The organism is Sphingomonas sp. Root241 (assembly GCF_001428865.1).
GTDB lineage: Bacteria > Pseudomonadota > Alphaproteobacteria > Sphingomonadales > Sphingomonadaceae > Sphingomonas.
Window position 1 is genome coordinate 1,907,535 of record NZ_LMIV01000001.1, and the last position, 19,983, is coordinate 1,927,517.

Genomic DNA, 19,983 nt, shown 5'->3' on the forward strand with positions numbered 1-19,983 from the left:
TGTAAGTAACCCGGGAGTAGCGTCAATAGTCACGCGAATAGCGCAGGCTGACGCTCGATCCGCCGAACGAGGCGGTCTGCGAGAGCAGGCTCAGCGAACGGGTGAGCGCGATCTCGAGCTGGGTGGCGGTGAAGCCGCGGGCGTCGGTGATGATCTCGATATAGATGTCTCTGGTGATGTACTTGCCCGCCGCGAGCGAAGTGCCGCGTCCGCTGGTATCGTCGGCGCCGAGGACGCGCAGCCGATCGATCCCCGTCGCCGAGCGAAGCTTGCCGAGCGGATTGAGCCCTCCGCCCGTGCTGCTCAGCGAATTGACCGCCGCGGCGAGCTGGATCGCCTCAGTCGCGGAAAGATTGGTAACATTGGTGCCGAAGAACAGCCGTGACAGCACTTCCTCCTGCGGCAGGCTGGGGGAGGAATTGAACGCGATCCGCGGCTGCTGCGCGGTGCCCGATATGTCGATGATCGCCGTGATGCCTTCGGCCGTGGTGCTCGCCTCGACATCGATGCTGGGGTTGTAGAGCTGCGCGCCCTGGAAGCGGATATTGCCGCGGGTAACCTCAAATCGGCGACTTGCGAAGCTGTAGGTTCCGCGGACGATCTCCATCGTACCGCGAACCTCGGGTGCCGCAGTTGTGCCGCGCACGAACACGCGCGCGCTCCATTCGGATTCGAGGCCCATGCCCGACACGAACAACCGGTTTTCGGCGACGAGACGGAGGTCGAGATCGAAAACATTGACGGACCGTACAGGAGCCGTCGGCCCGGCAGGACCATTCGCAACCATATCGCTGCGCCGCCGGATACCGGTCAGTTCGGGAATCTCGGCCGCCCCCTGGCGGATGATCTCGTAGCGCGCTTCGGGAATCGCCAGTCGCCCTTCGATCTTCGCGACCTGAGCGTTCCTGGTAACCGTGATCTGCCCGGTCGCGGTCGCCCCAAGAGCGTCGCTGCGCGCGAGCTGGGCATTCTTGAGGTCCGCGGTCAGGCTCATCGGATAGCCGTTCGCCGCGGAAAAGCCGATGCGGCCTTTCGCAGTGATCGTCCCATCGCCCGCTTTGCCACTGGCTTCATCGAGGATCAGTTCGTCGTCGGAGAAGCGGCCGGCGATCCGCAGATTGGTGATCTGGGTACCATAGGTCTCGTTGCCATAAGCGAGGTTCTCACCGCGCAGCACGCCGGTGAGCTGCGGCTCGCGCACCCGCCCCGAAAAGTCCGCGGCGATTCCGATCGAGCCCGTCAGATGCTGGTTGCTGAGCCCCGCAAGCGAGAAAGGCACCGCCGCCGGCCCATTATAGCGGATGCCACCCGAGAGCGGCGCGCCGATCAGTCGCTCGGTCCACGGGCCTGCGCCCGGCCCCAGCGGCCGCAACGTGGCGATGACCCGACCGATCGTGGTAGTCCCGCGCTTGATCAGCGCGCGCGCATCGCCGCCGTCGGGGAGCAGCTTGGCGACGAGGCTGACATCGACAGGCGTCGATACGGTGGCGAGGCTGGAGCGGGTGAAATCGTCGATCTCGAGCCGCGCATCGGCGCTCGGGAAGGCATCCGAATTCGCCTGCGCGAAGTCGAGGCTTCCGGTAGCCGTACCGCCCAGGCCTACGCCGGGCATGAACCCGTTGACGAAAGCCAGATCCAATTTGTCGAGCCGCGCCTGGAGCGCGAGGCCCTCACCATAAGTGCCGGCCAGCCGCATGCTGCCCCGATCGAATTCCACCTGCGTCGGCAGCAGCCGATAGGTGTCGCCGACGATATGAATGCGCGCCGGATTGACCGTGTGGAACTTGATCCCGCTACCCTGCCCCTGCAGCGCCACCAGCCATTGCTCCGGCGAGAGCCGGGCATTGGCGGCGATCTGGAAGGGCACGCCGGTGGATCCCGTCGCCACCGCCTGCGCCGTGCCGCTGCCGCCTTGATAGTTGACCTTGGCGCGCGCGGTCTTGAGCACGAACTGACCGCTGCGCAGATTGGCGACCTGAACATCGGCGACGATCTGCGGCGTTTCGGTCAGAACGACATTTGCGGAGATAAGCGCTCTGCCGATGGTCAATTCGGCATTGCCGGGAATCACGGCGTTGAGTGCGCGCGCCTCGATCTGTGCCGCCTGGTATTTGCCCTGCGCGGCGAGCTGGGCATTGCCGGTCACGCCCGAACCCTGGAAGCGCAATTGGCCGGCGAACGGCCCCGCCGCCGTCTGCTCGACATTGCCGGTGATATCCATCCCCGCGAAACGCGCGCTTTCGATGTCGACGGCGAGCGTCCGCCCGTTGCGTACTAGGACATTGGCGTTGAACGGACCGTAATTCGTGCCGCCGCTCGCGGTGACTGCATAGGCATTGCCGCGACCGCGTATCCGCGCCTCGAGATCGACCAGCCCGACGCCCAGCCCCGGCCGCGCCGCGCGCAACAGGACCTGTGGGGCATTGAGGGTACCGGACACGCGCGCGCTGACCGGCCCATAGGCATTGGACACCCCATCGGCGTTGATCAGGATCGGCCCGGCCGGATCATAGCGTCCCGATCCACGCAGGATCCGGAACTGCGGCGCACGCATGCGGATATCCTCGACTGCGACCACGCCGGTGGGCCCCAGCGTGACGCGCGCCGAAGCGACGGCATTGCCGCCGAGGAAGTCGCGCACGGCGGAATTGGAGAGCCGCCGCGTCTCGGCGGCGACATGCCCACGAATGCCCCAGCCGCCATTCCGCGCGGCGAAGAGTTCGGCGTCGGTCCTGAGATCGACGATTCCGACGCCGTTGATCGCGTAATCGTTGATCCGGCCCTTGATCGCGCCGGTGTAGCGGCCCTTGCCCATGTCCGCGGCGATGATCGCCGTCGCGTCGACGCGGATCGAGCGCAGGCGCAGATTGTCCGACAGGATCTGGTTGCCCGAAATGGCGAGATCGCCGGCGACGGACAGGTTTGTCACCAAACCACCGACCGCCGCGTTGAGTCCGGAGACCCGCGCGACGCGGGCACGAACAGGGATGAGGATGCGATCTGCATCGACGCGCGCTCTGCCCTCGGCCTGGAGCCCCTCGACCATCGTCTCGCCGAAGCCGAGCGCCGCGGCGGTGATCTTGTAATCGACCACCGGCCGGTTGAACGGCCCGTCGAGCGCCAGCGCTGCGCGTACCGATCGGCCGCGTAGATTGGGCGCGATCGCGCCGGGCGTGAGCAGCATCGCATCGATATTCAGGTTACCGAAGCGATTGTGGCCGAGATCGACCAGCCCCTTCGCCTCGACCGACAAGGCGCTCGACCGTAGCTTGAGCACTCCGTTCGCAGTGCGGTTTGCCCAGACCGCGTCGACCGCGACATCGAGCCGGGGGGAGGCGAGCCGCTCGACCGGGCCCTGCATGTACACGCCGGGCCAGGTCGGTCCGCGAAGCTGGAAACGCCCATTCTGTGCGGCGACCGTCAAGTCCGCGATCTTCCGCCCGCCGAGCGTCCCCGCGGCCTGCCCGCGCCAGTTTCGCCAGCTGCCGCGCCCGCCCAGGTTGAACGTCAATGGCCGGTCCAGCCCGGCAAGGCCGGTGATGAAGCCCTTCACGGGGGCGTTCACGCGCATGTCGATGTCGAGCTTGTTCTGCTCGGGCACCGCATCGAGCTTCAGCGCGAGCGTGTCGCCTCCGGCCACGCCCGGAACAGCGATGGTCGCAGCGTCCGCGACGATCTGGGCGCGACCGCCGCTGATATGCGCGCTGCCGCGCAATCGCCCGATATGGCGCTGACCGCTGACCGCGGGATCGATGTCGATCCGCGCGATCTCTAGCCTCGCCACGTCGATATCGAGATCAGGAAGCAAAGGCGCCTTGGGATCGGTCGAGGGCTTGAGCGCGGGCATCCGCAGCAGCCGCACTTCGGGGCTGGTCAGGCTGCGGATGTCGACATGGTCGCGCAGATAGGCGAACGGCCGCCAATCGACCGAGATCTCGGGCGAAGTGGCGAACACGCCCCGGGTGTCGCGAATCTGGACGTCGCGCAGCACCATCGCGCCGAACAGCGATCCCTCGATCCGTCCGATACGGAAGTTGAGCCCGGAGGCGAGTTCGAGCCGGTTGATCTGCCTGGCGACGAAATCGCGCCCCGGCTGGGTGTTGATCCCGATGACCAGCGCGCCGAGCAGCAGCACCAGCGATCCGAGTGCGACCGCGCCCCATTTGAGAATCCCCCGCCAGGTCGGGCGCTTCTCGACGATCTCCTGGACCAGCGCGTCGCCGGCGTCCTCCGGCACAGGACCTGGGGGCGGATCAGTCGCCATCAGAAGGCCTGCCCGATCGAGATGTAGAGCGCGACCCGCGATTCACCCGGCTTGCGGTTAATCGGCGTCGCCACGTCCACCCGCAACGGTCCGAAATTGGTGTAGATTCGCCCGCCGATGCCGGCGCCGAAGCGCATGTCCTGCAGCGTCGGATAAAGCCCCTCATAGACCTGTCCGGCATCGATGAAGGGCACGATCCCGAAATTGCCGAAGCGATAGCGCGCCTCTAGCGCGAACTCGTTGAGGCTGCGCCCGCCCACCGGACGGCCGTCGGGCGAGCGCGGGCCGAGCTCCTGATAGCCGAAGCCGCGCACCGATCCGCCGCCGCCGGCATAATAGCGTCGCGAGGGCGGCAGATCGTTGCGCGCGATCCCCGGGATCGAACCCACGCGCGCGCGCGCCGCGACGACGATGCTCGACGAAACCGGCCGATAGACCGTGCCCTCCAGCATTAGCCGCGCATAAGGGCGGATCGCGCCGCGCACCGACGTCTCGGGGCTGACATTGCCCTTGATCCGGAAGCCGCGGGTCGGATTGAGCAGATTGTCCGACGCGTCATAGCCGACAAAGGTCGGCAAAGCGGCGATCAGCCAGGTGCCACGATCGCGCGCGCCCTTGTTGTAATTATACTGGTCTTCGTTCGAGCCGACCAACTCGCCGCCATAGAAATAGGTCCAGCGTTTCTGCCAGATCGGCGTCGAATCGCGCGACCAGCGGACCGCGAGCGATCCGGTGTAGGATTCGAACGCGGCGTAATCGAGATGGCTGACCCCCGCCTGAACCTGGAAAGTGCGGTCGCGCAAGCCCGCGTTCGAACGGCGGAAGGTGCCCGAAACCCCCTGTTCCTGCGTGCCGATCACCGCAGTGGCGATCAGCGCGCCTTCGGGCGGGAACAGATTGCGGTGAGTCCAGGTCCCCTCGGCGCGGAAGCCCTGGCCAGTGCTATAGCCGATCTCGGCGGCGAGCGTGCGCGGACGCCCGGCATTCTGACGGACCAACAGGTTCACGATTTCGGTGCCGTCGGGGCCCGGCTTGCCGGTCTTCACCGGCTCGACCGACACCACCGAGAACAGGCTGGTCGCGATCAGCGCGTCGCGCAGATCGTCCACCTGCCGGCTGTCGTAGATCTTGCCGGGTTTGTAGCGCCGCAGGACGTTGATGTGATCGACGTCGAACACCGGGCGGCGCCCCGTGGTGACGATCTCGCCGAACACCGCGCGGGGGCCCAGGTCGACGGGCAGCGTATAATCGCCGCGATGCGTCTCCTCATCGAGCAGGATGTCGCGATCGCCGAGCTTGACGAAGGGATAGCCCTGCTGCGGCAGCCTCAGGCTCACATTGGCCTCGGCGCCCTGCACGCGCTCGGCCTGGATCGGATCGCCGGGATTGAGGTTGAGCTCGCGGTCGAGCAACCCGGCGGGGACGGTGGGGCCGCTGACGATCTTGACGTCGTTGAGGCGATAGAGCGCGCCCGGAGTGGCGGTGATCGTCGCACGGACGTTGCCCGAATTCTTCGGGTTCTGCTCGATCGTCGAGATCGCGGTTCCGTCATAATAGCCGAGCGAGCGCATCAGCCGTACCGCGAGCAGTTCGTCCTCACGCGCGCGCGCCGCGACCATCGCGGCGTTGGCGGCCTTGCCGTCGCCGTCCTCGAGCGCGGAAAGATCACGGAAGCGATCCTTGAGCCCGATCGCATCCAGGCCCTCGACCGCCGTCGTGTAGCGGATCGCGGTGACCTTCTCGTCGTCCAGCCCTTCGATCTTGACCGGCTCCACCTTGAACTCGGCGAGCGGCGTCAGCGGCTGGGCGAATTCCGGCGCCTCGGCGGCCGGCGGCGGGAAACTCTCGATCTGATCGGTGACTGCCCCGGGCGTCGGTTGCTGGACCGGCGCGGGCTTGTCGAAATCCTTCATCGGCTCGAGCGGGGCGTTGATATCGTCGCTCAGCTTCGGCAGCGCGGCCTCGAATTCGGCATCGGGGACGATCGTCTCATCCTGCGGCGTCGTTCCGGTAGTATCGCGCGGCGGTGCCGAAACCGGCACGCCCTGCCCCGGCGTGGGATTCGAGATTTGCGCGCACGCAACGCCTGGCAGGAACGCAGTCCCCGCCAGTGCGGCAATCCAGACCGCTTTCACCCCTTTACGCACGCGCCTCCTCGGGGAGCCGTCAACCCCGGCCCTCTCGCCAGCGTAACGACCCATTTGCGCTTTGGCTCCCCCCAAGCGTGATTCGCCAACGAATTCAGCGGTTAGCCGTGCTTTGCACGGGTGCGGAAGAGATGGAGCAGCGGTTCGGTATAGCCATTGGGCTGCACCGCGCCGTCGAAGATCAGCGCGCGAGCGGCCTGGAAGGCGAGGCTCTCGTCCTCCCGCCCCCCCATCGGCCGGTAGAGCGGATCGCCCGCATTCTGGGCATCGACCTTCGCCGCCATCCGCCGCAGCGCCGCATCGACGTCGTCGGCACTTGCCACATTGTGGAGCAGCCAGTTGGCGATGTGCTGCGACGAGATTCGCAAGGTCGCGCGATCCTCCATCAGCCCGACATCGTCGATATCGGGAACCTTGGAACAGCCGACGCCCTGATCGATCCAGCGGACAACATAGCCGAGAATGCCCTGGGCATTGTTGTCGAGCTCACGCGCGACCTCCTCGGGCGACCAGTTGCGGCCCTGTGCAACCGGGATCGTCAGTAGCGGCGCGAGGCCGGGCACTGGTTCGGCCGCGATTTCACGCTGGCGGGCGAACACGTCGGTGCGATGATAATGGAGCGCGTGCAGCGTCGCGGCGGTAGGCGACGGCACCCAGGCAGTGTTCGCCCCGGCCTGCGGATGGGCGCCCTTTTGCGCGAGCATGTCGGCCATCCGGTCCGGCGCCGCCCACATTCCCTTCCCGATCTGCGCCTTGCCGGAGAGCCCGCAGGCGAGGCCGATACGGGCATTGCGATCCTCATAGGCCTTGATCCACGCCGATGCCTTCATCTCCGCCTTGGGCACCATCGGCCCGGCGCGCATGCTGGTGTGGATCTCGTCGCCGGTGCGATCGAGGAAGCCGGTATTGATGAAGGCGATCCGGTCCTTCACTGCGTGGATGCACGCCGCGAGATTGGCCGAGGTCCGGCGCTCCTCGTCCATCACGCCGACCTTGATCGTGTGACGCGCAAGACCGAGCAGGTCCTCCACCGCATCGAACAGCCGATTGGTGAAGCCGCACTCTTCCGGTCCGTGCATCTTGGGTTTGACGATGTAGATCGAACCTGCCCGGCTGTTGCGGAAGCGTCCCAGCCCACGCAGGTCGTACAGCCCGATCAGGCTCGTGATGATCGCGTCGAGAATGCCTTCGGGCGCCTCCTGACCATCGGCAAGCAACACCGCGGGGGTCGTCATCAAATGCCCGACATTGCGGACGAACAGCAGCGAGCGCCCCGGCAGATCGCCATGATCGGGGTTCAAGCGGCGCGCAATGTTTCGGCCACCCTTGTCGAACCGCTCCTCCAGATCGCCCTGCATCAGCCCCAGCCAATTCGCATAGGCCGCAACCTTGTCCTCGGCATCGACCGCCGCGATCGAATCCTCGAGGTCGACGATCGTGGTCAGCGCCGATTCGAGTCGCACATCGGCAATGCCCGCCGGATCGTCGCGGCCGATCGGATGCGTGCGATCCACGACCACTTCGATGTGGAGCCCATTGTGCCGGTAGTGCAGCGGCGCGACTTGCTGGCCTGGATCGCGAAGCACTGGTTCGCCCGCCAGATCCGTCCAGCTTCCCTCGTCCAGCGGCACCGTTTCGTCGAGAAAGGCCTTGGCGAACGCAATCACCTGCGCGCCGCGTTCGGGATCGTATCCCCCCGGCTTCGCGGCGCCCGGCAGCGCGTCGGTGCCGTACAGCGCGTCGTACAGGCTGCCCCAGCGCGCATTGGCGGCGTTGAGCACGAAGCGGGCGTTGAGCGCCGGGACCACCAGCTGTGGCCCCGCCATCCGCGCGATCTCGTCATCGACGTTCCGCGTGCCGATCGCGAACGGCGCCGGCTCCGGAACGAGATAGCCTATCTCGCGCAGGAAGGCCTCCTGCGCGGCCGGATCGGCAGCGCGGTGCGGATCGGCCTCGCACCACGCATCGATTTGCGCCTGCAGTGAATCGCGCTTCGCCAGCAACGCGCGATTCTCCGGCGCAAAGCGCGCGAAGATGTCCGCAACGCCGGCCCAGAACGCATCTCCCTCGATCGCCAGCCCCGGCAGCACGCGCGTCTCGACGAAGCGCGCGAGCACTTCGGCAACCTTCAGACCGGTGCGATCGACATGAGCGGACATGAAAGCGCCTCCTGCAGTGTCATTGTGCCTGGGGAGGGCAAAGGCGAAGTATCCGGCGCGCGGCCGCTAATCAACCCCGCGATCGAGCGCGATCGCCGCGGCCTCGATCCGTTCGAGCATCGCGCGGAGCTGCTCGCGCTCTTCGTCGGATAGCGTCGCGAAGATCCGCCGCTCGAACTCCAGCGCCTTGGGCGCCACCTGCTCGTAGAGCGACCAGCCCTGCGGCGACAGCGTCAACAGATGCGAGCGCTGGTCTTCGGGATTGGCGCCGCGCTGGATCAGGCCGCGCTCGGCCAGCGCGATCGCGGCACGGCTCACCGTCACCTTATCCATCCGCGTTCGGCCGCACAGCGCCTGCTGGCTCATCGCGCCTCCCTCGGCGAGCACCGCGACCAGCCGCCATTCAGGGATGCGCAGCCCGAACAGCGTGCGATACGCCGTCGCCACCGCGTCCGACACCGTGTTGGACGCGATCGAAAGCCGGTAAGGCAGAAATTCATCAAGCTTGAGCGTCTTCGCCATGGCCTTACCGTGCTGCCATCTGCCGTCTGCTGCAAGTGACAACGTTGGCCGATTGCATTTTCTGCAATGATACCGGTATCACTTCGCACTTGCAACATAACCCGCTGCGCTGCAGAAAGATCGGGCCTTTCAGGCATCCTCTCCTAAGACTTTAAACGGCCGTCCCTCGGGGCGGCCTTTTTTTTGCGCAGGTGGCACTGCAAAAGGTGTCTCGCTCCCTCCCTGCAAGGGAGGGGAATGCTCACCCCTTCATCTGCCGCTTGATCGTGGCCCAAGTCGCCTTGCCGTACGGCGGTTTCATCCCCGCGAGCTTGGCCACGTCGAGCCGCGCCTGTTTGTAGATGCTCCGCGCATGGCTGAAGGTCCGGAAACCCGCTTCGCCGTGATAGGCGCCGGTCCCCGACGGTCCGATCCCGCCGAACGGCAGTTCCTCCTGGCCGACATGGAAGATCACGTCGTCGAGCGTCACGCCGCCCGAGATCGTGCGATCCAGCACCCTGCGCCGCTCCTCCCCATCGCTGCCGAAATAATAGAGCGCCAGTGGCCGGTCCCGCCGGTTCACTTCGGCGATCGCATCGTCGATATGCTTGTAGCTGCGCACTGGCAGCACGGGCCCGAAGATCTCCTCCTGCATCACCGTCATGTCGTCTGTCGCGCCGCGGATGATGTGGAGCGGCATTTTCCGGCTGTTCGAGCCGGCGAAATCCTCGTTTGCGGGATTGACAGCGATCACCTCCGCCCCCTTGGCGCGGGCGTCTTCGATCCAGTCCGTCAGCCGGGCATGGTGGCGATCGTTGATCACCGCGGTGTAGTCGGGATTGCCCAGCAGGCTCGGATACATCGCTGAAGCCGCGCGGGTCAGCCCGGCGACCACTTCGTCCTCCTTCTCCTCGGGAACCAGCATGTAATCGGGCGCGAGGCAGATCTGGCCGGCGTTGAGCATCTTGCCCATCGCCACCCGCTCGGTGGTCCGGCCGAGATCCGCCGAGCGACCCACCACCACCGGCGATTTGCCGCCCAGCTCGAGCGTGACGGGCGTCAGATTGTCCGCCGCGGCATGAAGGATGTGCTTCGCGATCCCCGTCGCACCAGTGAACAACAGATGGTCGAAGGGAAGTTCGGCGAACGCCTTGCCCACCTCCGGCCCACCGCTCACGAACGCCAATTCCTCCACCGGGAAATAGCGCGGCGCCAACTCCTCGAACAACGCGGCCACGACCGGCGTGAACTCGCTGGTCTTGACCATCGCCCGGTTGCCCGCGGCGAGCACGCCGGCGAGTGGGCTCATCACGAGGTTCACCGGGAAATTCCACGGCGCGATGATCCCCACCACGCCCGTGGGCTGATATTCGATCCAGGCCCGCCCGCCGAGCAGCCCCAGCGGGAACATCGCCGGCTTGCGCTCGCTCCGCGACCAGCGCCCGACATGCTTGAGCGCGTGTTTGAGCGGGGCCACCGAAGCGGCGATATCGGTGATCATCGATTGCTCGCGGCTGCGATGCCCGAAATCCTCCGACAGCGCGTCGCAGAAGCGACCGGCATTGTCGGCGATCATCGCGACAGCGCGCTTGAGTCGATCCTTGCGAATATCGAGCGACACCGGCAGTTCGGCCAAGAACGCGGCGCGCTGGCGGTCGAGCAGGTCGCGCATCATCGGGTCTCCGGCGGGATTTGCGTGATGACGACAATGTCGGCTGGCGTGGGCGCCGGCGTCAATGCCTGGCCGATCCACACCGTGAACGCCGCCGCCGCGAGCATCACGCCGAACGGCAGGCGATCGGCAGCGGCGACCTTGCGTCCACCCATATAGAGCCCCAGCACCGCCGCCAGCCCGATCAGCGCCGCGGCAAGCAGCACCAGCGGCAGCGCCTGCCAGCCGAGCCAGCAGCCGATCGCGCCGAACAATTTGGGGTCGCCGCCGCCCAGCCCCTGCCGCCCCCGAATCAGCCGATACCCCGACGCGACCGCGGCTAGCGCCGCGAATCCCCCGATCCCGCCGATCAGCCGCGCGTCGATTGGGGGCCAAATGCCGAAGAACCCTGCCGCCAGCCCTGCCGCCGCCAGTGCGCCGGTCAGCAAATTGGGCAGCCAGAATGCAGCGAGGTCGAGAGCCGCCAGCGCCAGAAGCATCCAGCCGAATATTGCCCCGACGACTCCGCCGATCCCGGGGACGAGAATGCCGGCGACGATGCCGATCATCATGCCGGCGAGTTCGGTAACCACATGGCTCGGATGGACAGGCGCGCCGCACCCCCGGCACCGTCCGCGCTGGAGCACGAAACTCGCCACCGGCACCAGCTCGATTCCGCCCAGCGCCCTGCCACATCCGTCACATTCCGATCGCCCGTGCAGCGCGGACCGGCCTTTCGGCCAGCGGATTGCTACCGTCGCGATGAAGCTGCCGAAGACGAGCCCCAGCACGCCGAGCAACACCGGCCACAGCCAGAGGTCAGTCGGCATCGCGCGGCGGCCGCTTGCGGATCAGATAGCGATAGACGCCGAACACGTTGATGCAGAACAATACGAGGTTCTGCGTCCACAGCGGCTCGTCGTCGGAGAGAAAGGCGCCGCTGATCCAGCAGATGCTGGAAACGACGAACAGCGCAAAGCCCCAGCCGGTCACACGCCGGCCGAGATCGAGCGACACCATGAAACAGGCGATGATGCCGCTGATCGAGGCTGCCCATTTGAGGATGTCGACGAGCGTCATGTGGGAACTCCCTTGGCGCGCGGGCACGGCTTTTGCAAACCGCCCCGGGGATGACTAGATCGCCCCCAACAAACGAGAGGAAAACAATGTCCGCCGACGATATCGTCATCGCCTCCTATGCCCGCACGCCCATGGGCAGCTTCCAGGGCTGCCTGACCGACGCCAGCGCGACCGATCTCGGCGCCACCGCGGTGGGCGCGGCAGTCGAACGCGCGGGGCTGAAGGGGGACGCGATCGAGCGGATCTACATGGGCTGCGTGCTCCCCGCCGGTCTTGGCCAGGCCCCGGCGCGTCAGGCCGCGCTGAATGCCGGCCTTCCGCATCACATCGAGGCGACCACGATCAACAAGATGTGCGGATCCGGGATGCAGGCGGCGATCATGGCGGCCGATGCGCTCGCCGCGGGATCGGTCGACCTGCTCGTCGCCGGCGGCATGGAGAGCATGACCAATTCGCCCTATCTCTCGCTGCGCCACCGCGCCGGCGCGCGGATCGGGCACGACGTGCTCAAGGACCATATGTATCTCGATGGACTCGAGGACGCCTATGAGCCCGGCCGCCTGATGGGCAGCTTCGCCGAGGAGACTGCGCAGGAATATCAATTCACCCGCCAGGCGCAGGACGAATTCGCGATAGCCTCGCTCCAGCGCGCGCAGAAGGCGCAGCAATCGGGGGCGTTCGACCGTGAGATAGTCCCCGTCGAGGTAAAGGGCCGCAAGGGCGTCACTACGATCACGTTCGACGAGCAGCCGGCGAAGGGCGACCTCGCCAAGATCCCGACGCTCAAGCCCGCTTTCTCGAAGGACGGCACGATCACCGCCGCCAATGCTTCATCGATCTCGGACGGCGCGGCGGCGCTGGTGATGACGCGGCTGAGCATCGCCGACCGGCTCGGGCTGAACCCCGTAGCGCGTGTCATCGCCCACGCCGCGCACGCGCATGCCCCTGCCCGCTTCACCACTGCGCCCGTGTTCGCGATGCGCAAGGCGCTGGAGAAAGCGGGATGGCAGATCGGCGATGTCGACCTGTTCGAAGTCAACGAGGCGTTTGCCTGCGTCGCGATGATTGCGATGCACGATCTCGGCATCGGCCACGACGTGCTCAACGTCCATGGCGGCGCCTGCGCGCTGGGCCATCCGATCGGCGCCAGCGGCGCACGCGTCCTGACCACTTTGCTCTCCGCGCTCGAAACCAACGGCCAGAAGCGCGGCCTCGCCTCTCTCTGCATAGGCGGCGGTGAGGCAACTGCGATGGCCGTGGAGCTGCTCAACTAATCGTCATCCGGCGTCCGCCGGGGCGCAGGATACTAGCGCAGCACTTCCCCGGGCTCGACACCCCAGATGTGCGACTGTTCGATATAGCCCGTGCGCCCGCCGACATCGAAGCGGCACCAATTGTCGGTGCATTTGCTGATCGCCCCGACCACGCCCGGTTCGGCTCGCCAGTTGATATGCGCATCGAGCTGGGGCGCGGAGCGCAGTTCGGTCACGCCGCCCACCACGATCGCAGTGCGCTTCTCGTCGAGGAAGTTGCGCAGCATCCAGCCCTGGGTGCCGCCCGGATCCTCGACCTTGCGCCACTCGCCATAGACGTCGAGCACCTTCAGCGGGAGATCGCGGCGTTTGTAGAGCCAGATTGCCGGGTAGTTGCGGCCCGGGCCGCTGCGCAGGTGCGCCTTGTCGACTTCGATCGACACCCAATAAGGCGGCTTGCGCTGCGCCGCGACGGGCACCGCCAGCCCCAGCGCCACGATGCTCAGCACCAGCCAGGTTGCAAGCCGCATTCGATCCCCCTTCATACTGTTCCCTGATAGTGCGAGCGCATGCCGCGCTTCAACCCGTTGACTGGCGCCTCGGCACCGGCCAATCCGCCCTGAATGGCACAGCCCGCGCGCCCCTCCCGTCCCCGGGTGACCGTCACCCGCGCATTGCCGCGGGCGATCGAGACGCGCATGGCGGAGCTGTTCGACGCCGTGCTCAACGCCGATGACCGTCCGATGGACCGCGCCACGCTGGCCGCGGCAATGGCCGATGGCGATGTCTTCGTGCCCACCGTGACCGACCGGATCGACGCGGGACTGATCGCCGCCGCCCCCGATCGTCTCCGCCTGATCGCCAATTACGGCGCCGGATTCGGCCATATCGACCTGAAGGCGGCGCGCGAGCGTGGCATCACCGTCACCAATACCCCCGGCGTGCTGACCGAAGACACCGCCGACATGGCGATGGCACTGATCCTCGCCGCGCCGCGCCGTCTGATCGAGGGCGACAAGCTCGTCCGCTCGGGCGAATGGACCGGCTGGCGCCCCACCGGCATGCGCGGCCACCGCATCGGGGGCAAGAAGCTCGGCATCCTCGGCATGGGCCGGATCGGCCAGGCAGTGGCGCAGCGCGCCCGCGCCTTTGGGCTGCAGATCCATTATCACAACCGCCACCGCATCCCCGAAGTCGCCGAAGCTCAGCTCGGCGCGACCTGGCACGCCGATCTCGACGCGATGCTCGCCGCGGTCGACATCCTGACCATCCACACGCCGCACACCGAGAATACCGGCGGGCTGATCGATGCGCGCCGGCTCGACCTGCTCGGACCCCAGGGCTGGCTGATCAATACCGCGCGCGGCGAGATCGTCGATCCCGAGGCGCTGGTGACGGCGCTGATCGAGGGCCGCATCGCCGGCGCCGGGCTCGACGTCTATGTGAACGAACCCGCGGTCGATCCACGGCTGATCGCGCTCGACAATGTCGTGCTGCTCCCCCATCTCGGCTCCGCGACCTTCGAGGGCCGCGAGGCGATGGGACTCAAGGTCATCGCCAACATCCGCTCCTGGGTCGACGGCCATCGCCCGCCCGATCAGATCCTCGACGGCTGGCTCTAGCCGCCGGAACTCCTTGCTTCTGAAGCGGTTCTCCGCCGCAAAGGAGGCCTACAATGAAGAAATACAGCTATGCGTGGATCACGCTCGGCTTCTTCCTCGTGTCGTTTGCGCTCCATTGGCTCTTCGGCTGGAAGGCTTTCGTCGAAGAAGCCCGCGAGCATGGCCAGATCGCCGAGACGTCGAGCTATCTGAACGAGATGCTGCGCGACACCTTCGAGAACTGGCAGTCCGAATTCCTCCAGTTGCTCTGGCAAGTCGTGGGCCTCGCTTATTTCCTCTATATCGGCTCGCCTTCGTCCAAGGAGAATGACGACCGGATGGAGGCGAAGATCGATTCACTGCTCCGCCTCCACGCCGGAGTCGACCGCGGCCAGGAAATCATCGACGAGCTCGACGATCGCTATCTGCGCACCCACGGCCACGCCAAGCCGCACGCACACGCCGCGGATCCGGTGGTTGGCGGGGGCGATGAGGACGCGGCTTGAGCGTGGTCAGAGGCCGCGAAGCCACTCCGTGATCATCGCCTTGCCGGCGGCCACCGCCGCGCTGCCGTGCGTCTCGTGTTCGCCGCGCAGGCGCTCGGGCGAAGTGCCCGCCTCGGCGATGAAGTCCGGGCCGTTTTCGATCCACGCCTCGAAGCGTGGGTCTTCGCCCATCTCGGCATGGAACTGGAGCGCCAGCAATTCGGGGCCGCGGCGGAAGGCCTGATGGGCATATGACGGCGTCGAGGCAAGAAGCTCGACGTCGTCCGGCAAATCGAAGGTGTCGCCGTGCCAATGCAGCATCGGCACCTCGGCGACGTGACGGAGCGGCGAATCCGCCCCCGGATCGTTGAGCGTCACCGGTGCGAAGCCGATCTCCTTCACCGGACCCGGCCGCACTTCCGCGCCCATCGCCGCCGCGATCATCTGCGCGCCGAGACACACGCCGAGCGTCGGCAGCCCGCTCGCGATTCGCTCGGCAAGCCGCTCGAGTTCGTGCGCGATCCACGGATGCGCCTCGCGCTCATAGACCCCCATCGGCCCGCCCATCATCAGCAGCAGGTCGGGCGCGTCGAAATCGAGGCTGGAAAAGCCCGGATCGGTGACATCGACGCGATCGAGGACATAGCCCGCAGCCTCGATCGGCTCGCGGAACCCGGCGATGCCCTCATATGGGGTGTGGCGGACGATGAGACCGGTCTTCATGCCGCCAGCCTAGCCGGGCGGGCGCTGACCGCGACCTCAGCTTTTCTTGGCAGTGCGCAAGCCGACCCATTCCGGCAGACGAGCGGCACCGCGGCTACGATCTCTTCGCCGCACACAGCACCCGCAACTTGTCGGGCGCGGCGGCAAGAAGAGCGCGATTATAGCTAGTCCCATAGGCGTCCTGTCGGTCGCTGCATGCGTCACGCGGCAACCTATCACAGCATACGGCGCGAAGGGGCGGGATCGGAGGAAATTGCTTCGCGACCATTGTCGTGTTGTAGGCGCACCCGATTCCGAGCGCCTCCAGCTTTGGCGAAAACCCGTCAACGGTGTGGAAATAGAGCGAGTAGTCACCGCGTGCCGCAGCGGCCTTCGCAGCCCACTCCGGTGGCTGCGCCAAGCCGTTCATACATTGTGCACGCCGTAACGCGGCGATCTGCTCGGGGGTCAGCGTGGGCTGTCCCGACCCGCATCCGCAAGCCGCGAGGCTGAGGATCGTTGCGACTATCGTCCGCATTCGCCCCCTTGCATCAATCTCCGGTCAGAATCCGGTCGACGAGCTGCTTCACGGTCGGCACGAAGCCGTTCGAATAGAAGGGATCGCGCTTGAAATTGTAAGCGCCGTGGCCCGCGAACATCAGATTCTCGTGCACGGGTCCGCCATGGGCGATGTCCTGCAACGTCTTCTGGATGCAGAAGCTGCGCGGATCGGCGAGGCGTCCGGTCGAATTGGTCTCGGTATCCGCCCAGGACGAGAACTGGCACTGGCTGAGGCAGCCCATGCAATCGGCTTGGTCCTTGCGGATTATCGCTTTCTCTTCCTCGCTGACGAACACCAGGGTGTTGTCCGGGGTCTTGAGCGCGGAGGTGAACCCCTCCCCGAACCACTGGCGCGCGCGCAGCAGATCGTTGCGCGTCACCCAGAAATTCTTGCCCTTCACGCCCACGTCGAGCTGGAAGATGTGATCGCCGGCATGCTCGGTCGAATAGGCGATCTGCCGTTCGCTGCGCGCCTCGAGGCTGCGCAGGAACGGATTGCGCACTGCCGAGGAATAGAAGCCCGTCGGCGAGAAGCGGTGGAGCAGGATGTCGCCCTCTTCCAGCTTCATCAGCTCGTTCTTCCATTCCTCGGGGATCGGGCTCTCCTTGGTCAGGAGCGGCCGCGTGCCGAACTGGAAGGCGATCTTGCCGAGCTCGGGATTGTCGATCCAGTCGCTCCAGTCGCGCAGATACCAGACACCGCCGGCCATCACGATCGGCACGTCGTCCGAGATTCCGCCCTCGCGCATCGTCGCGCGCAGATCGCGGACGCGAGGATAGGGATCCTGCGGCACCAGGGGATCCTCGGCGTTGGACAGGCCGTTATGCCCACCGGCGAGCCAAGGATCCTCATAGACCACCGCGGCGAGCCATTCCGACGCCTTCGAATAGGCGCGCTTCCACAGCGCGCGGAAGGCGCGGCCCGAGCTGACGATCGGCAGATAGCTGACGCCGTAGGAGGCAGTGATCTCACTGAGCTTGTACGGCATGCCCGCGCCGCAGGTCACGCCCGCGACCATCCCGCGCGTGCGCTCGAGCACGCCGTGCAGGATCCGCTGCGCGCCGCCCATTTCCCACAGCACGTTGATATTGACCGCGCCCTTGCCGCCGGCGATCTCGAAGGCCTTCTTGACCTGGGTGACCGCGCCTTCGATCGCGTATTGGACCAGTTCCTCGTGGCGCTCGCGCCGGGTCAGCGCGCGATAGACCTGGGGGATGATCTTCCCCTCGGCGTCATAGCTGTCGGCGTTGACCGCGCTGACCGTGCCGATGCCGCCGGCTGCCGCCCAGGCGCCTGCGCTCGCATGGTTCGTGGCCGCGACGCCCTTGCCCCCTTCGACCAACGGCCAGACTTCCCGGCCGTTATAGTTGATAGGCGTCAGACCCTTGAACAAATGTGCCTCCGGTAAAAACTCCGGCGCTTGCTAGCGCCAACCTCCCCAACAAGCGAGCCGCAATCGTTATTGCAACGCGTCAGGGCGTCCCATTGCCGCACCATAGAGCCGCGCATAAGACGCGATCATGGCAGCTTCATCGAATAACGCACGGGCGCGGGCGCGGTTCTGCTCGCCGATATAATGCATCGATTCCGGGTTTCTGGCCAGTGTGTCGATGCGATCGCGCAGATCGACCTCATGGTGCCGTGGCGCGAGGAACGGCTCGTTCTCGGGCGATACCATCACCGGAATGTCGCCCACCCGGGTCGAGACCACCGGTAGCCCCGCCGCCATCGCCTCGATCACCGAGATCGGCGCCTGCTCGCTCCTCGACGAGAGGGCGAAGATGTCGAATAGCCCCATGTAGCGATGCGGCTCAGGCAGGAATCCGGGCAGGATCACCTGATCCTCGATCGCCATCGCCTCGGCGGCGTCGAGGATGTTCTGCCGCTCGGGCCCCTCGCCCAGGATCACCAGCTTGAAGCGCGCGTTCACGCCGGCGACGGCGCGGATGAGCATCGGCAGATCCTTGACCGGCCTGAGGCCCGCGACGCAGCCGATGAACACTTCGCCTTCGCGGCGCTTCTGCAGCTGCGGGATCAGCTTCGGGTCGGGCTTGCCGGCATAGAGCATTGTCGGAACGCCATTGGCGATCCGGTGGACGCGATCGGGCGGCTGGCGCCAATGCTTGAGCGCGACCTTCTCCAGCACATTGCTCGGCACCACCAGCGCGTTCGCCGCGGGCAGCGCGATCCGGCGATACATGTTGCGTACCGGATTGAGGCGTTCGGCCTCGTCTTGGTTGAACCCGTCCTCGTGATGCACGATGGGCGGCAGTCCCTTGCCGAACACCCGCGCCGCCATCACGCCGTCGATCGCGCCCCAATTATAGGTGAGCACCAGATCGAAGCGCCGCATGAACCCCGCGATCGCCTCATAGCGCTTGACCGAGGGGCGCCCGGAGAGCGGCGGCGGGTTCTGCGCGATCTCGTATTTGATCCCCTTGGCGATCGCGTCGCGCGCGCCGAGCTGATCGGGCATCGCCGAGACGATCGTGTGTCGTGCTCTGTCGCCGAACGCGTTCATCAGCCGCACGGCACGCGCTTCCTTGCCGCCGTAATTGAAGGTCGAGTGGAGATGGAGGATGTGGATGGGCATGTTGGGGGCCGTGCTTAGCGACCAGACGAGCGTCCGTCACCTCAAACTCCCTCTCCCCTGAAGGGGAGAGAGGGAGATTGGGCCACCGCCTGCGCCTTCCGCTACGCCGCCACCTTCGCCAACAATCGCCCGATTGCGGTCACGACCTCGGGCTCGTCGAGCGTCGGCGCATGGCCCACCCCGGCAACCGTCACCAGCTTCGCGCCCGGCACCCTTGCGACCATCTTCGCCGCGGTTTCCGCGCTCAGGATGTCGGAGCGCTCGCCGCGCACGATCAGCACCGGCTTGCCCTTCAGCGCGTCGATCGTCGGCCACATGTCCGGCCCCGCCTCGTTGCCCGGCACGCGGAACGGCTCGGCGATCTTCATGTCGTAATCGAGCACGATCCGCCCGGAGCTGTTCACCCGGTACAGGCGCTTGGCCATGCGCAGCCAGTCCTCGACGCCGTAATCGGGGTACACGTCGGCATTGCCCTCGGCGACCGCGCGCGCGGCATGCATCCAGGTCGGGTGCCACACCGCCTTGCCGACATAGGTGCGGATCCGCGCCAGCCCGCCGGGTTCGAGCTCGGGCCCGACATCGTTGAGCACCACGCCGGCCAGCTTGCCCCCGTCGGTCGCCGCCAGCAGCATGGTGACGATGCCGCCCAGCGACGTCCCCACCGCGACGAAGCGCGTAATGCCGAGCTCGTCCAGCAGCGCCTCGACATCCTGCAGATAGGTCAGCGGGACATAGGACATCGGATCCTTGGCATAAGCGCTCTCGCCGCGCCCGCGGAACTCGACGAGGATCACCCGGCGCTCGCCCGCGATGCGTTCCGCCAGCGGCGCATAGTCGCGCGCATTGCGGGTCAGCCCGGGAAAGCAGAGCACCGGCGGCTTGTCGTCGGCACCGGCATAATCGCGGTAATGCAGCCTCAGGCCGTCTTTCGACCACCAATAGCCATCGCTGTAGTTGCGCCGCTCGCCCATTGATCCCCATATCG

At 66.4% G+C, this 19,983-nt stretch carries 15 protein-coding genes; 3 read left to right on the forward strand and 12 right to left on the reverse strand.

The features are described from left to right. Nucleotides 1-22: 22 nt before the first annotated feature. The 7 genes from ASE13_RS08835 to ASE13_RS08865 form a co-directional block, all read right to left on the reverse strand. Nucleotides 23-4,264, reverse strand: a complete 4,242-nt coding sequence (locus ASE13_RS08835; protein ID WP_082596477.1) for a translocation/assembly module TamB domain-containing protein — start codon at nt 4,262-4,264, stop codon at nt 23-25. Further along, the gene (locus ASE13_RS08840; protein ID WP_321164336.1) at nt 4,264-6,399 is read right to left on the reverse strand and encodes an autotransporter assembly complex protein TamA; all 2,136 of its coding nucleotides are present in this window, start codon (nt 6,397-6,399) and stop codon (nt 4,264-4,266) included. The genes ASE13_RS08835 and ASE13_RS08840 overlap by 1 nt, the downstream gene beginning before the upstream one ends. Before the next feature lie 113 nt (nt 6,400-6,512). After that, the gene (locus ASE13_RS08845; protein WP_056613595.1) at nt 6,513-8,570 is read right to left on the reverse strand and encodes a malate synthase G; all 2,058 of its coding nucleotides are present in this window, start codon (nt 8,568-8,570) and stop codon (nt 6,513-6,515) included. 66 nt (nt 8,571-8,636) lie between these two features. After that, the gene (locus tag ASE13_RS08850; protein WP_056613597.1) at nt 8,637-9,092 is read right to left on the reverse strand and encodes a MarR family winged helix-turn-helix transcriptional regulator; all 456 of its coding nucleotides are present in this window, start codon (nt 9,090-9,092) and stop codon (nt 8,637-8,639) included. A 241-nt stretch (nt 9,093-9,333) separates the two neighbouring features. Further along, nucleotides 9,334-10,743, reverse strand: coding sequence for a coniferyl aldehyde dehydrogenase (locus tag ASE13_RS08855; protein WP_156404840.1), 1,410 nt, complete (start codon nt 10,741-10,743; stop codon nt 9,334-9,336). After that, a complete protein-coding gene (locus tag ASE13_RS08860) occupies nt 10,743-11,552 on the reverse strand; it encodes a prepilin peptidase (RefSeq protein WP_056613602.1) in 810 nt (269 codons plus the stop codon). The genes ASE13_RS08855 and ASE13_RS08860 overlap by 1 nt, the downstream gene beginning before the upstream one ends. Next, nucleotides 11,542-11,802: a hypothetical protein gene (locus ASE13_RS08865; RefSeq protein ID WP_200955604.1), complete on the reverse strand. Its 261-nt coding sequence runs from the start codon at nt 11,800-11,802 to the stop codon at nt 11,542-11,544. Before ASE13_RS08865 ends, ASE13_RS08860 begins: the two co-directional genes overlap by 11 nt. Before the next feature lie 86 nt (nt 11,803-11,888). Here ASE13_RS08865 and ASE13_RS08870 point away from each other — a divergent pair, with 86 nt between their 5' ends. Next, a complete protein-coding gene (locus tag ASE13_RS08870) occupies nt 11,889-13,076 on the forward strand; it encodes an acetyl-CoA C-acyltransferase (protein WP_056613603.1) in 1,188 nt (395 codons plus the stop codon). A gap of 32 nt (nt 13,077-13,108) precedes the next feature. On the opposite strand, the gene ASE13_RS08875 is transcribed toward ASE13_RS08870, so the two are convergent. Further along, on the reverse strand, nt 13,109-13,585 hold the full coding sequence (locus ASE13_RS08875; RefSeq protein WP_235536897.1) for an SH3 domain-containing protein: 477 nt from the start codon (nt 13,583-13,585) through the stop codon (nt 13,109-13,111). A 93-nt stretch (nt 13,586-13,678) separates the two neighbouring features. Between ASE13_RS08875 and ASE13_RS08880 the strand changes: the two genes are divergently transcribed. Then, on the forward strand, nt 13,679-14,677 hold the full coding sequence (locus tag ASE13_RS08880) for a 2-hydroxyacid dehydrogenase (protein WP_056613607.1): 999 nt from the start codon (nt 13,679-13,681) through the stop codon (nt 14,675-14,677). Nucleotides 14,678-14,730: 53 nt separating this feature from the next. Next, on the forward strand, nt 14,731-15,162 hold the full coding sequence (locus tag ASE13_RS08885; RefSeq protein ID WP_056613609.1) for a DUF6766 family protein: 432 nt from the start codon (nt 14,731-14,733) through the stop codon (nt 15,160-15,162). Nucleotides 15,163-15,168: 6 nt separating this feature from the next. Here the strand turns inward: ASE13_RS08885 and ASE13_RS08890 are convergent, their stop codons facing one another. From ASE13_RS08890 to ASE13_RS08910, 4 genes are all read right to left on the reverse strand, one after another. Then, nucleotides 15,169-15,864, reverse strand: a complete 696-nt coding sequence (locus ASE13_RS08890; RefSeq protein ID WP_056613611.1) for a glutamine amidotransferase — start codon at nt 15,862-15,864, stop codon at nt 15,169-15,171. Nucleotides 15,865-16,394: 530 nt separating this feature from the next. Further along, entirely contained in the window at nt 16,395-17,798 is a 1,404-nt protein-coding gene (locus tag ASE13_RS08900) for an NAD(P)H-dependent flavin oxidoreductase (RefSeq protein ID WP_056613615.1), read from the reverse strand. 66 nt (nt 17,799-17,864) lie between these two features. Continuing rightward, nucleotides 17,865-18,998 carry a glycosyltransferase family 4 protein gene (locus ASE13_RS08905; RefSeq protein WP_056613618.1) on the reverse strand — a complete coding sequence of 378 codons (1,134 nt, stop codon included), beginning with the start codon at nt 18,996-18,998 and terminating at the stop codon, nt 17,865-17,867. 101 nt (nt 18,999-19,099) lie between these two features. Further along, the gene (locus ASE13_RS08910; protein ID WP_056613620.1) at nt 19,100-19,969 is read right to left on the reverse strand and encodes an alpha/beta fold hydrolase; all 870 of its coding nucleotides are present in this window, start codon (nt 19,967-19,969) and stop codon (nt 19,100-19,102) included. Nucleotides 19,970-19,983 lie beyond the last annotated feature (14 nt).

What these genes read in the sequence shown, in the direction of transcription:
- ASE13_RS08850 (WP_056613597.1), bottom strand. Translation starts at nt 9,092, where the DNA reads ATGGCGAAGACGCTCAAGCTTGATGAATTTCTGCCTTACCGGCTTTCG.
- ASE13_RS08910 (WP_056613620.1), bottom strand. Translation starts at nt 19,969, where the DNA reads ATGGGCGAGCGGCGCAACTACAGCGATGGCTATTGGTGGTCGAAAGAC.
- ASE13_RS08835 (WP_082596477.1), bottom strand. Translation starts at nt 4,264, where the DNA reads ATGGCGACTGATCCGCCCCCAGGTCCTGTGCCGGAGGACGCCGGCGAC.
- ASE13_RS08875 (WP_235536897.1), bottom strand. Translation starts at nt 13,585, where the DNA reads ATGCGGCTTGCAACCTGGCTGGTGCTGAGCATCGTGGCGCTGGGGCTG.
- ASE13_RS08860 (WP_056613602.1), bottom strand. Translation starts at nt 11,552, where the DNA reads ATGCCGACTGACCTCTGGCTGTGGCCGGTGTTGCTCGGCGTGCTGGGG.
- ASE13_RS08885 (WP_056613609.1), top strand. Translation starts at nt 14,731, where the DNA reads ATGAAGAAATACAGCTATGCGTGGATCACGCTCGGCTTCTTCCTCGTG.
- ASE13_RS08870 (WP_056613603.1), top strand. Translation starts at nt 11,889, where the DNA reads ATGTCCGCCGACGATATCGTCATCGCCTCCTATGCCCGCACGCCCATG.
- ASE13_RS08905 (WP_056613618.1), bottom strand. Translation starts at nt 18,998, where the DNA reads ATGCCCATCCACATCCTCCATCTCCACTCGACCTTCAATTACGGCGGC.
- ASE13_RS08880 (WP_056613607.1), top strand. Translation starts at nt 13,679, where the DNA reads ATGGCACAGCCCGCGCGCCCCTCCCGTCCCCGGGTGACCGTCACCCGC.
- ASE13_RS08890 (WP_056613611.1), bottom strand. Translation starts at nt 15,864, where the DNA reads ATGAAGACCGGTCTCATCGTCCGCCACACCCCATATGAGGGCATCGCC.
- ASE13_RS08855 (WP_156404840.1), bottom strand. Translation starts at nt 10,743, where the DNA reads ATGCGCGACCTGCTCGACCGCCAGCGCGCCGCGTTCTTGGCCGAACTG.
- ASE13_RS08845 (WP_056613595.1), bottom strand. Translation starts at nt 8,570, where the DNA reads ATGTCCGCTCATGTCGATCGCACCGGTCTGAAGGTTGCCGAAGTGCTC.
- ASE13_RS08865 (WP_200955604.1), bottom strand. Translation starts at nt 11,802, where the DNA reads ATGACGCTCGTCGACATCCTCAAATGGGCAGCCTCGATCAGCGGCATC.